Genomic DNA, 12,811 nt, shown 5'->3' on the forward strand with positions numbered 1-12,811 from the left:
ATGTGTGGCATAGCGGGTACGTACCGGTGGCCGGACGGGAAGGCCGTGACCGACCGGCTCACCGACACCCTGGCCCATCGCGGTCCGGACGGGGCGGGCCGGTACGGCCACGCCGTCGGTGACGGCGAGGTGCACCTCGGGCACCGCCGGCTCTCCATCGTCGACCTGTCCGAGACCGGCGCCCAGCCGATGGCCTCGGGCGGCCTGGTCCTGACGTACAACGGGGAGCTGTACAACGCGCCCGAGCTGCGGGCCGAGTTGGCGGCGGCCGGTGTGCGCTTCCGCGGCACCTCCGACACGGAGGTGCTCCTGGAGGCGTGGCGGCGCTGGGGCACGGACTGTCTGCCGCGGCTGCGCGGCATGTTCGCGTTCGGGATCTTCGACGAGCGCACCGGTGAGCTGGTGCTCGCCCGCGACCAGCTCGGGATCAAGCCGCTGTTCCTGCTGCGACGCGGCGGGGGGCTGGTGTTCGCCTCCGAGCTCAAGGCGCTGGCGTCCGTGACCGGCGGTTCGCTGGAGGTGGACGCCGGGGCGCTGGTGGCCTCGCTGCTGTACTACTGGGTGCCGGACTCCCGGTGCGCGTTCCGCGAGGCGGAGAAGCTGCCGCCGGGCAGCTGGCTGCGGTGCCGGCCCGACGGGCGGGTGGACCGGGGCCGGTTCTGGCACCTGAAGGACGTCGCCGCCGAGGGCCGGGAGCGGGCCCTGGCGGGCGAGCGGCCGGACCTGGCCGCCGTCGTGGAGGAGTCGACCCGGCGTCATCTGCTCGCCGACGTGCCCGTGGCGACCTTCCTCTCCGGCGGGCTCGACTCCAGCTATCTGACGGCGCTCGCGGCCCGTGAGCGGCCCGGGATCTCCGCCTACACGATCGGGTTCCGCGCCGAGGACGCCAGGTTCGAGGCGATGCCGGACGACCTGCGCTACGCCCGGCAGGTGGCGAAGCGGTTCGGCGTCGACCTGCACGAGATCGAGATCGCCCCGGACGTGCTCGATCTGCTGCCGCGGATGACGTACCACCTGGACGAGCCGATCGGCGACCCGGCCGCGATCAACACCTTCCTGATCTGCTCGGCCGCCCGGGAGGCCGGGGTCAAGGTGCTGCTGTCGGGGATGGGCGCGGACGAGCTGTTCGCCGGCTACCGCAAGCACCTGGCCAATGTGATGGCGCTGCGCTACCAGCGCGTCCCGCGGCCCCTGCGGCGGGGACTGTCGGCGGCCGTGGACCGGCTGCCGGTCGCCACGGCCCGCCGGGGGTACCGGTCGGTGCGCTTCGCGAAGCGGTTCCTCTCCTTCGCCGATCTGCCGGAGGAGACCGCGTTCCGGCGGAGCTACACCATGTACGACCGGGAGGAGCTGCTCGCCCTGGTCGATCCGGACCTGGCCGGGACGGTCGACGACGTGCTGACCGAGCACGCGGACGTCTACGGGGACAACGAGCTGGACGACTTCGTCAACCGCATGTGCCTGGGCGACGCCCGGATGTTCCTGCCGGGCCTGAACCTCGCGTACACGGACCGGTCGAGCATGGCCGCGTCGACCGAGGTGCGGGTGCCGTACGTGGACGTCGAGGTGGTGAGGGCGGCGTTCACCGTGCCCGGCGACCGCAAGATCGTCGGGCGGCAGGGCAAGGCGGTCCTCAAGGAGGCGGCCGTCTCGGTCCTGCCCCGGGAGATCGTGTACCGGCCCAAGGGCCTGTTCAGCGCCCCGCTGCGGGCCTGGATGAGCCGGGACCTGGCGCCGCTGGTGCGCGAGGTGATCCACGACGGCGAGCTCGTCCGTTCCGGTTTCCTGCGCCGTGACGCCCTGGCGCGGCTCGCCGCCGAGGACGCCGCCGGGCACCGGGACCACTCCAAGCACCTGTGGCATGTGCTGACCCTCGAGTACTGGTACCGCGGCGCGACCGCCAAGGCCGACCGGAGCCCTTCCGCCACGGCGTAGAGAACGAACCAGGGCCCTTCCTTCACGGCGTAGAGAACAAGAGGACTTCGGTGAAACAGGTTGTGCAGAACTACAAGAGCGGCGAGCTGGCGCTGCTCGACGTGCCGGCGCCCGGGTGCAAGCCGGGGGGTGTGCTGGTCCGGACCGCCTACTCGCTGATATCCACCGGGACCGAGCTCATGAAGGTCTCCGAGGCCGGCATGTCGATGGTGGGCAAGGCCCGTTCCCGTCCGGACCAGGTGGCGAAGGTCATGCAGAGCGTGGCCGTCAACGGGGTGCCCGCCACCTACCGCAAGGTGATGGGCAAGCTGGACTCGTACACGCCGCTGGGCTACTCGCTGTGCGGGGTGGTCGAGCAGGTCGGCGCCGGCGTCGACGACGTGAAGGTCGGCGACCTCGTGGCCTGTGCCGGCAACGAGCACGCGCTGCACGCCGAGCTGAACTGGGTGCCGAAGAACCTCTACACGCCGGTGCCGGACGGTCTCGCGCCCCGGCACGCGGCCTTCGGCACCGTCGGGTCGATCGCCCTGCAGGGCCTCCGTCAGGGCGAGCCGCAGCTCGGCGAGGTGGCGCTGGTCATCGGTCTCGGGCTGATCGGTCAGCTGGTGGTGCAGCTGCTCGTCGCCGCCGGGGTCCGGGTCGTCGGCGTCGACCCCGATCCGGCGCGCTGCGAGCTCGCCGAGCGGCTCGGCGCGGCGGCCTGTGGCGATCCGGCGTCCGCGGCCGTGGAGGCCGCCGTCGCCGAACTGACCGACGGGCACGGCGTGGACCAGGTGTACCTGGCCGCCGGCGGCGGCAGCAACGAGCCCGTCGAGCTGGCCGCGCGGCTGTGCCGGGACCGCGGCCGGGTCGTCGACATCGGCAAGTGCCGGCTGGACCTGCCGTGGAACGCGTACTACGAGAAGGAGCTCGACGTACGGTTCTCCCGCAGTTACGGCCCCGGGCGCTACGACCCGGAGTACGAGCTGGAGGGGCGGGACTACCCGATCGGCTACGTGCGCTGGACCGAGCGCCGCAACCTGGCGTGCTTCCTCGACCTCATGGCCCGTGGCCGCGTCGACGTGGAGCCCCTGATCTCCCACGTCGCCGCTTTCGACGACGCCGTGGAGACGTACCGGTCGCTGAAGGACGGCGATCTGAAGGCCGTGGCCGTGCTGTTCCGGTATCCCGGCCGGGCGGCGGAAGCGGTCGTGGCGGAGGCCCCGGCGGTGGCCGTGCCCGCGGTGAGGGCGGGGCGGGGTCCGGTGCGGGCCGCCGGGTCGCCGGTGCGGCTCGCGTTCGTCGGCGCGGGCAACTACGCCACGTCGATGCTGCTGCCGCACCTGACGGGGCGCGAGGGCGTCGAGCTGTCCACGGTCGTCACCACGACGGCGCTGTCCGCGGCCAACGCGCAGCGGAAGTTCGGCTTCACCCGGGTGACCACCGATCTCGACGCGGTCCTCGGCGACGGGTCCGTCGACGCGGTGTTCGTGGTCACCCGGCACAGCTCGCACGCCGAGCTGACCCGGAAGGCGCTCCTCGCTGGCAAGGCGGTGTTCGTGGAGAAGCCCCTGGCGCTCACCGAGGACGAACTGGCCGGTGTCCTCGCGGCGGTGGAGGAGTCGGGCAACGACCGGCTGCAGGTGGGATTCAACCGCCGGTTCGCGCCGCTGCTGCAGGAGGCCAAGGAGCGGTTCGGCGCCCGGACCGGCCCGGCGAACCTGCGCTACCTGGTCAACGCGGGCAAGCTCCAGCACGGCAGCTGGTACCTCAAGGAGGGCACCGAGGGCTCGCGGTTCGTCGGCGAGGGCGGGCACTTCGTCGACACGGCGAGCTGGCTGCTCGGCGCCGACCCGGTCTCGGTGTACGCGGTCGCCCCGGCCGGCAACGAGGACCTGCAGGTCGTGCTGCGCTATCCGGACGGGTCCACCGCCACCATCAGCTACGTCACCAGCGGCGCGCCCGGCTTCCCCAAGGAGACCCTCGACCTGCTCGCGGACGGCAAGGTGCTGCGGCTCGACGACTTCGTCCGGGCCTCGGTGTACGGGCGTAAGCGGTGGGTCAGTTCGCGGCTGCCGAAGGCCCGGGACAAGGGCCAGAACGCCCAGCTGGCCGCGTTCGTCAGGGCCGTGCGGACCGGCGGGCCGATGCCGGTGCCGCTGGAGTCGCTCGTCGCCACCACGGCGGCCACCCTCGCCGTGCAGGCCGGTCTGGCGGCCGGTGTGCCGGTGAAGCTGGCGGGCGAGCGATGACGATGAGCGCGGGCTGGTACCTGCGCCGGCTGTCCGCGATGGGGCCGCGGGAGGTCGGCGGGCGGACGGTCGACGCGGTGCGCAGGCGGCGGTGGCGGTCGGCGCGGCCGGTCTGCCCGACCGTGACCGGCGTCCGGTTCACCGCCGTGCTGCCGCCCGGGACGATCGCCTCGGTGGCGCCGGACGCCGCGAAGCGTCTCGTCGCCGAGGCGGACCGGCTGATGGCCGGGCACGCCGAGTACTTCGGCGTGCCCCGCGACGACCTGGTCGACCCGGACTGGGCGTACGACCCGAAGACCGGGCGCCGCGCCCCGTGGGGCTACGCCTTCGACGTGCCGTACCGGGACGAGGACGCGGTCGGGGACGTCAAGCAGATCTGGGAGCTGTCCCGGCACCAGTACCTCACCGTGCTGGCCGCCGCCTACGCGCTCACCGGGGACGAGCGGTACGCCGAGCGGGTGGCCGCGCACCTGCGGTCGTGGTGGGCGGCCAACGCGCCGCTGCGCGGGGTGCACTGGACCAGCGGCATCGAGCTGGGGATCCGGCTGCTCTCCTGGGTGTGGGTCCGCCGGCTGCTCGACGGCTGGCCGGGCGCGGCCGGGCTGTTCGAGGAGAACCCGGTGGCGCTCCGGCAGATCTGGCACCACCAGCGCTGGCTGGCCGCCTTCCCCAGCCGGGGGTCCTCGGCGAACAACCACGTCATCGCCGAGGCCGCCGGGCAGTTCGCCGCGGCCTGCGCGTTCGGCTGGTTCCCCTCCTCGGCGCGCTGGCGGGCCGACGCGCTGCGGTCGCTCGACCGGCACCTGCGGAGCAACACCTTCCTGTCCGGTCTCAACCGCGAGCTGGCGAGCGAGTACCACGGTCTGGTCCTCGAACTCGGCCTGGCTGCGGTGGCCGAGGCGGACGCCGCCGGTGTGCCGGTCCCCGCGACGGTCCGGATCGTGCTGCTGCGGATGACCGACGCGCTCGCCGCCGTCGTGGACGACCGGCTGCGGCCGCCGCGCCAGGGCGACTCGGACGACGGGTACGGCCTGGTCGTGGACGGCGAGGGCACCGACCGCTGGGGCTCGCTGCTCGCCACCGGGGACGCCGTGTTCGGCCGGCTCCCCTGGTGGCCGGAGGTGACCGGCACCGATGTGCGCACCCCGCTGCTCACCGCTCTCGTCCGGCCCCGGCGTCCGGCCGTGTCCCGCCCGGCGAGCCGGCCGGCCCATTTCGCCGACGCCGGCCTGACCGTGCTGCGCGGTCCCGGCGGGATCTGGTGCCGTTGCGACGGCGGTCCGCACGGCTTCCTGTCCATCGCCGCGCACGCCCACGCGGACGCGCTGTCCGTGGAGGTCCGGCAGGACGGGGTCGACGTGCTCGCCGACCCGGGGACGTTCTGCTACCACGGGCAGCCCGAGTGGCGGCGGTACTTCCGGTCGACCCTCGGCCACAACACCCTGCAGCTGGACGACGGGGACCAGTCCGTCTCCGGCGGCCCGTTCCTGTGGACCCGGCACGCCCGGAGCCGGGTCCTGGTCGCGGACACCTCCGACCCGGGTGTGGCCCGCTGGTGCGCCGAGCACGACGGCTACCTGCCGTCCGTGCACCGCCGCCGGGTGGAGCTGACGGCCGGGAGCCGGGAGCTGAGGATCGTCGACGAGGTGCGGGGCGGGCCGCGGCGGGCCGTGCGGCTGGCGTTCCACCTGGGGCCGTCGGTGGTCGCGGACCTGGTGGGGAGCCGGGCGGAGCTCCGCTGGAGCCGGGACGGCGAGGACCGTTCGGCGACGCTCGACCTGCCCGGGGAGCTGTCCTGGCGGGCGCACCGCGGCGAGAGCGAGCAGCCGCTCGGCTGGTACTCCGCCGGCTTCGGGCGCAAGGAGCCCACCACGACGCTGATCGGCACCGGCTTCACCGACGGCACGGAGTTCACCACCGTGCTCGGGTTCCACGGCTAGGAAGGAAGACCTTGGGGATCAAGTGGCGGCACCGGGTGGTGCCGGCGGCACCGCTCGCGCTGGCGCTGCTCGTGGCGACCGGCTGCGAGAGCGGCACGCCGGACGCGGGGCCGACGCCGGACGCCCGGCCGAGGGCCACCGCCGCTCCGCCCGCGGCCGTGGCCCGGGTGTGCGCCGCGCCTCCGGCCGGGCCGGCGAAGGCTCCGGCGGGCGCGGTGACGGTGGACCCCGGGGTGGTCGGCGACCTGGCCGCGAAGACCGAGGACAGCCCGCCGGGCACCACGTTCTGGCTGCGGCCGGGCAGGCACCGGCTGGAGCCGGGCGAGTACGACCAGGTCCTCGCCAAGGAGGGGAACACGTACCTCGGGGCGCCGGGCGCGGTGCTCGACGGTGCGAGGACCAACCACTACGCGTTCGGCGGCACCGCCCGCGACGTCACGATCCGGTACCTGACCGTGCAGGGTTTCACCGCGCCGCAGGACGAGGGCGTGGTCAACCACGACATGGCCGACGGCTGGGTGATCGAGCACGCGACGATCCAGCACAACTCGGGTGCCGGGCTGATGGCCGGTGCCCGCCAGCGGCTCCGCGCCAGCTGTCTGCGCGGCAACGGCCAGTACGGCATGAACGCCTACAAGACCGGTGACTCCCTCAAGGGTCTGGTGGTCGAGGGGAACGAGATCACGGGCAACAACACCGACGACTGGGAGCGGCGGCAGCCGGGCTGCGGCTGCACCGGAGGCGTCAAGTTCTGGGCCGTGAACGGCGCCGACGTCCGCGGCAACTGGGTGCACGACAACCGCGGGGCCGGGTTGTGGGCGGACAACAACAACAACGACTTCCTCTTCGAGGGCAACGTCCTCGAAGCCAACGACGGTGCCGCGCTGATGTACGAGACCAGCTACAACGCGGTCATCCGGAACAACACGATCCGGCGGAACAACCGGGTCGAGGGCCGCGCGGCCGCCGAGGACGGCGACGACTTCCCGTACGCGACCGTCTACGTCTCCGAGGCGGGCGGCGAGCCGCGGATCCGCGCCCGCACCGACAGGATCGAGATCTACGGGAACGTGTTCGAGGACAACTGGTCGGGGATCACCCTGTGGGAGAACGCCGACCGGTTCTGCAACAGCCCGGCCAACACCTCGACCGGCTACTGCACCCTGCTGGTGAAGGACACCGGGCGCTGCGCGCGGCCCGGGATCACGTCCGCGCCGCTCTACGCGGACTGCCGGTGGAAGACCCAGCGGGTGGACATCCACCACAACCGCTTCGTCCTCGACAAGTCCGTGCTCGACTGTACGGTCCTGTGCGACCGCATGGCGGTGCTCTCCAACGAGGGCACCTCTCCCGACTGGTCGCCGTACAAGGGCGACCGGGTGGCGCAGGCGATCACCCTCCGGCAGGACAACCGCTGGCACGACAACGTGTACGTCGGTCCGTGGACGTTCGTCGCCCACGACGCGGGTCGGACGCTCCGCTCCGGGCAGTGGCAGGGCGCGCCGTACGGGCAGGACGCGGGCAGCACCTTCCTTACGCGGGACGGTGGTTGAGGTGCGTACCGCCGAGAGGCACGTGGACGAGGCGCCGAGGACGGTCGGGACGGCCTGGGCGCTCCTGGCCCTCAACGTGCTCGGCTCCGCCGGGGCCAAGACCGTCGTCACGATCCCCCGCTCCCTCATCCAGATGGTCACCATGGGTGCGCTGGTCGGCGCGTTCGCGCTGGCGCTCACCGCCAACCTCCGGCTGCGGATCCGGCCCAGCGCCTTCGTGTTCCTGCTGACCCTGCTCCTCGTGCCGAGCCTGGTCGCCAGCGTGGACGCCGGGGCCGGCGCGCTGTTCCGCTGCGCCCGGCTGAGCCTCTTCGTCGCCACGCTGTGGTTGCTCAGCCGCTGGTGGGACGGCAGCCTGCGGTTCGTCCGGTACCACGTCCGGTGGTACTTCGCGGTGCTCGTCCTGGTGGCCGCGGGCCTGGTCGTCTCGCCGGGCACGGCGATGCCCGAGTACTACGGCGGGCGGCTCGTGGGCGCGCTGTGGCCGCTCACGCCGCCGCAGATCGGCCAGTACGCCGCGGTGATCATCGGGCTCAGCGTGCTGCTCCTGCTCGGCCGCCGGACCACCGGGGCCAGTGCGGCGGTGGTCGTCGTGCCGAGCCTCGTCCTCCTGGCGATGACCCACACCCGGACGGCCACGCTCGGCCTGATCATCGGACTGGTCCTGGCGATCGGCTCGCTCTTCCTGACCAGCGCCGCCGCCCGCCGGGTCTTCGCCTGGGCGGTGGTGTGCGCCTCGGTGGCCGCGGTGGTGTTCGGCTCCGCGCTGCGGGCCTGGTTCCTGCGCGGACAGAGCCAGGAGAACTTCTCCAACCTCACCGGCCGGGCCAAGGTCTGGGACGCCCTCCTCGCCGCGCCCCGGACGACCGGGGAGAAGGTGTTCGGGACGGGCCTGGGCGACAAGTCGTTCGGCGGGCTGCCGATCGACAACAGCTGGCTGGCCGTCTACAACGAGCAGGGCCTGATCGGCGTCGGCATCGTGGCCGCGTTCGTCGTCGTCCTCGGCGGCGTCGCGCTGCTGCGGCCGCCGTCGCTGTCGCGGGCCTGCGCGATCTTCCTGATCAGCTACTGCGGGATCTCGTCGTACACCGAGGTCGGACTCGGCGACGCCTCGGCGTACCTGCTGCACCTGGCCCTGGCCGCCTCGCTGCTCGCCGCACCGGTCCCCGCCGCGGCCGCGGCCGCGCCCGCTCCGCTTCCGACGGTGGAAGCTCCTCGACGACGTATCCCGCTATGGGCCCGGAGGGTGACCTGAGCATGCATGTCCTGGTGGTGCACAACCGCTACTCCTCGGCGCAGCCGAGCGGGGAGAACCGGGTGGTCGACGAGGAGGTGGCGCTGCTGCGCGCCGCCGGCCACCGGGTCGACCTGTTCGAGCGGCGCAGCGACGACATCGCCGGCCGGTCCCTCCTCGGCAAGGCCGCGGTGCCGCTCCTCGTGCCGTGGAACCCGGCGGTCCGCACGGAACTCGCCGCCCGGCTCCGCGCCGACCAGCCGGACGTGGTGCACGTCCACAACGTCTTCCCGCTCCTGTCGCCGGCGGTCCTCGCCGCCTGCGCCGACGCCGGTGTGCCCGTCGTCGCCACGCTGCACAACTACACCCAGGTCTGCCCGCCGGGCACGCTGCACCGGGACGGCCGGCCGTGCACCGAGTGCGTCGGGTCGGCGACGGCGCTGCCCGCCGTCCGGCACGGCTGCTACCGGGACTCCCGGCTCGCGACGGTCCCGCTGGCGGTCAGCCTGTCGGTCAACCGGCGGCGGTGGTGGTCCGGCGTGGAGCGGTTCTTCTGCATCTCCGCGGCCCAGCGCGACCTCCTGGTGCAGTCCGGGATGCCGGCCGAACGGCTCGCGGTGAAGCACAACTTCGTGCCCGACCCGGGCGCCTGCCGGACGGGCACCGGTGAGCACCTGCTCTTCCTCGGCCGACTGGCGGAGCCCAAGGGCGTACGGCTGCTCATGGCCGCGTGGGACGAGCTCGCGGCGGACGGCGGGGCGGGCGTGCCGCTCGTGCTCGCCGGCGCGGGACCGCTGGAGCGGGAGGTGGCCGCCTGGGCGGACGGCCGGGACGACGTGCGGTACGTCGGCCTGTACGACCCGGAGGAGTGCCGGCGGGCCGTCGAGCGGTCGGTCGCCGTGGTGGCGCCCTCGCTGGCCAGGGAGACCTTCGGCCTGGTGGTCGCCGAGGCGATGGCGGCCGGGGTGCCGGCCGTCGCCGCCGGGCACGGCGCCTTCGTCGAACTCGTCGACGAAGGGGTGACCGGGCTGTTGCACCGGCCGGGCGAGGCGTCCTCGCTCGCGGACCGTCTGCGCCGGATCACGGCCGCGCCGGCCCGCAACCGGGAGATGGGCCTCGCGGCCCGGCGCCGGTACGAGCAGCGCTTCAGCCCGGCCGTCGGGCTGGAGCGCCTGCTGGAGGAGTACCGCACCGCGATCGCGGTGCGGGCGGAATCAATGGGGGGCAGTAAATGACACGATGCCGACTCTGCGGCTCGGCGGCGCTCACGAGCGTCGTCGACCTGGGGGCGACGCCGCCGTGCGAGAGCTTTCTCGCCGCGGACGAACTGGACCGGCCGGAGCCCGCGTACCCGCTGCACCTGCGGGTCTGCACCGACTGCTGGCTCGCGCAGCTCCCTCCGCTGATCACGCCGGAGGAGACCTTCCAGGAGTACGCGTACTTCTCCTCGTACTCGACCTCCTGGGTGGAGCACGCGCGCGCGTTCGTCGCGGGCGCCGTGGAGCGGCTCGCCCTCGGCGGCGACGCCTTCGTGGTCGAGGTCGCGAGCAACGACGGGTACCTGCTGAAGCACGTGGTGGACCGCGGCATCCGCTGCCTCGGCATCGAGCCCTCGGTGAACGTCGGCGCCGCGGCGCGGGACGCCGGGGTGCCCACGGTCACCGAGTTCCTGAGCCCGGAGACGGGCGCGGCCGTCCGCGCCGAGCACGGCCCGGCGGACCTGGTCGTCGCCAACAACGTGTACGCGCACATCCCCGACGTCGTCGGCTTCACCCGGGGGCTGCGCGCCCTGGTCGCCGACGACGGCTGGGTCTCCGTCGAGGTGCAGCACCTGCTGACTCTGATCGAGGAGAACCAGTACGACACGATCTACCACGAGCACTTCCAGTACTACACGGTGGCGTCCGCGGCCCGGGCGCTGGCGAGCGGCGGACTCACGCTCGTGGACGTCGAGCTGCTGCCCACGCACGGCGGCTCCGTCCGGCTGTGGGCCCGGCCGGCCGAGGTGGCCGGCGAGCCCACGGAGCGTGTGGCCGAGGTCCTCGACCGGGAGAAGGCGGCCGGGCTCCAGGACCTGTCCGGGTACGCCGAGTTCTCCGACCGGGTGGCCAAGGTGCGCCGGGACCTGCTGCGGTTCCTCATCGAGGCGGCCGAGCGCGGCGAGACGGTCGTCGGCTACGGCGCCCCCGGCAAGGGCAACACGCTGCTCAACCACTGCGGCATCCGGCCCGACCTGCTCGCGTACACGGTCGACCGCAACCCCTACAAGCACGGCAGGTTCACCCCGGGCACCCGCGTCCCGATCCTGCCGCCCGAGCGGATCGCCGCCGACCGGCCGGACTACGTCCTCGTCCTCCCGTGGAACCTGCGGGCCGAGCTGGTCGAGCAGCTGTCCTTCGTGGGCGACTGGGGCGGTCGCCTCGTCTTCCCCATCCCGGAACTGAGCATCGTCGAGGTGCCCGCGAAGGAGGTCACAGCATGAAGGTCGTCCTGTTCTGCGGCGGTTACGGAATGCGGATGCGGAACGGCACCGCGGACGACGTGCCCAAGCCGATGGCGATGGTCGGCCCGCGCCCGCTGATCTGGCACGTCATGCGCTACTACGCGCACTACGGGCACACGGAGTTCATCCTGTGCCTGGGGTACGGTGCGCACCACATCAAGGACTTCTTCCTCAACTACGAGGAGACGACGTCCAACGACTTCGTGCTGCGCGGCGGCCGGACCGAGCTGCTGTCCACCGACATATCCGACTGGACGATCACGTTCGCCCAGACCGGCATCGAGTCGCCGATCGGGGAGCGGCTGCGCCGGGTGCGGCACCACCTGGACGGCGACGAGATGTTCCTCGCCAACTACGCCGACGTGCTCACCGACGCGCCGCTGCCGGAGATGATCGACCGGTTCGCCCGGCGCGACGCCGGCGCGTCGATGACGGTGGTGCCGCCGCAGTCCTCGTTCCACTGCGTGGAGCTGGGCGAGGACGGGCTCGTCGGGGGCATCACCGCCGTCAGCGAGCTGCCGCTGTGGGAGAACGGCGGCTACTTCGTGCTCCGCCAGGAGGTCTTCGACCACATACCGGAGGGCGGGGACCTGGTCGCCGACGGCTGCGCCGGCCTGGCCAAGGAGGGCCGTCTGGTGGCGTACCGGCACCGCGGCTTCTGGAAGCCGACCGACACGGTGAAGGAGCGGGCCGCGCTCGACGAGGCCTACGCGCGGGGCGACCGCCCGTGGGCCGTGTGGGAGCGGGACGGCGCGGGGGTGACCGCTTGATCCGCCTCGCCGCCGGGCGCTTGGACCGGATCGTCGCGGTGGGCGCGCACTGCGACGACATCGCCATCGGCGCCGGCGGCACGCTCCTGGCGCTGTGCCTCGCGCGGCCGGGCATCCGCGTCGACGCGCTGGTGCTCTCCGGCGGCGGCGGTGAGCGGGAGCAGGAGGAGCGGGCCGCGCTCGCCGCCTTCTGCCCGGGCGCCGACCTGCGGCTGACCGTGCTCAAGCTGCCGGACGGCCGGCTGCCCGCGCGCTGGGAGGAGGCCAAGGCGGCGGTCGAGGAGCTGCGCGAGCGGACCGAGCCGGACCTGATCCTGGCCCCGCGCACCGAGGACGCGCACCAGGACCACCGCACCCTGGCGAAGCTGATGTCCACCGCGTTCCGCGACCACCTCGTGCTCGGCTACGAGATCGTCAAGTGGGACGCCGACCTCGGCCGCCCGGTGGCGTACCAGCCGCTGTCGCCGGAGATCGCCGAGGAGAAGGTGCGGCTGCTGCAGGAGCACTACCCCTCGCAGCGGCACCGGCCCTGGTACGACCGGGAGGCCTTCCTCGGCCTCGCCCGGATCCGCGGCATCGAATGTCACGCGCGCTACGCCGAGGCGTTCGCCGTCACCAAACTCACTCTCGACCTGGGGGACTGAA

The 12,811-nt window shown here is 73.2% G+C and carries 9 protein-coding genes; all 9 read left to right on the top strand.

The genetic code is table 11. The features are described from left to right. The 9 genes from asnB to ACIGW4_RS01160 are packed head-to-tail and all read left to right on the top strand — an operon-like array spanning position 1 to position 12,810. Positions 1-1,935, top strand: coding sequence for an asparagine synthase (glutamine-hydrolyzing) (gene asnB, locus ACIGW4_RS01120; RefSeq protein WP_123455863.1), 1,935 nt, complete (start codon positions 1-3; stop codon positions 1,933-1,935). Positions 1,936-1,985: 50 nt separating this feature from the next. Continuing rightward, positions 1,986-4,166: a bi-domain-containing oxidoreductase gene (locus ACIGW4_RS01125; protein WP_399577615.1), complete on the top strand. Its 2,181-nt coding sequence runs from the start codon at positions 1,986-1,988 to the stop codon at positions 4,164-4,166. Beyond that, on the top strand, positions 4,163-6,106 hold the full coding sequence (locus tag ACIGW4_RS01130; RefSeq protein ID WP_399577618.1) for an alginate lyase family protein: 1,944 nt from the start codon (positions 4,163-4,165) through the stop codon (positions 6,104-6,106). The genes ACIGW4_RS01125 and ACIGW4_RS01130 overlap by 4 nt, the downstream gene beginning before the upstream one ends. An 11-nt stretch (positions 6,107-6,117) precedes the next feature. After that, positions 6,118-7,659: a right-handed parallel beta-helix repeat-containing protein gene (locus ACIGW4_RS01135; protein WP_399577620.1), complete on the top strand. Its 1,542-nt coding sequence runs from the start codon at positions 6,118-6,120 to the stop codon at positions 7,657-7,659. Position 7,660: 1 nt separating this feature from the next. Continuing rightward, positions 7,661-8,914, top strand: coding sequence for an O-antigen ligase domain-containing protein (locus tag ACIGW4_RS01140; protein WP_399577622.1), 1,254 nt, complete (start codon positions 7,661-7,663; stop codon positions 8,912-8,914). 2 nt (positions 8,915-8,916) lie between these two features. Next, positions 8,917-10,128, top strand: coding sequence for a glycosyltransferase family 4 protein (locus ACIGW4_RS01145; RefSeq protein ID WP_399577624.1), 1,212 nt, complete (start codon positions 8,917-8,919; stop codon positions 10,126-10,128). Beyond that, a complete protein-coding gene (locus tag ACIGW4_RS01150; protein WP_123455858.1) occupies positions 10,125-11,375 on the top strand; it encodes a class I SAM-dependent methyltransferase in 1,251 nt (416 codons plus the stop codon). The genes ACIGW4_RS01145 and ACIGW4_RS01150 overlap by 4 nt, the downstream gene beginning before the upstream one ends. Continuing rightward, positions 11,372-12,166 carry a glucose-1-phosphate cytidylyltransferase gene (locus tag ACIGW4_RS01155; RefSeq protein ID WP_123455857.1) on the top strand — a complete coding sequence of 265 codons (795 nt, stop codon included), beginning with the start codon at positions 11,372-11,374 and terminating at the stop codon, positions 12,164-12,166. Before ACIGW4_RS01150 ends, ACIGW4_RS01155 begins: the two co-directional genes overlap by 4 nt. Next, complete coding sequence (locus ACIGW4_RS01160) at positions 12,163-12,810, top strand: PIG-L deacetylase family protein (protein WP_399577627.1); 648 nt, start codon at positions 12,163-12,165, stop codon at positions 12,808-12,810. Before ACIGW4_RS01155 ends, ACIGW4_RS01160 begins: the two co-directional genes overlap by 4 nt. The last annotated feature ends 1 nt before the right edge of the window (position 12,811 follow it).

This window comes from Streptomyces sp. NPDC053513 (assembly GCF_044544765.1).
Taxonomy (GTDB): Bacteria; Actinomycetota; Actinomycetes; order Streptomycetales; family Streptomycetaceae; genus Streptomyces; species Streptomyces litmocidini.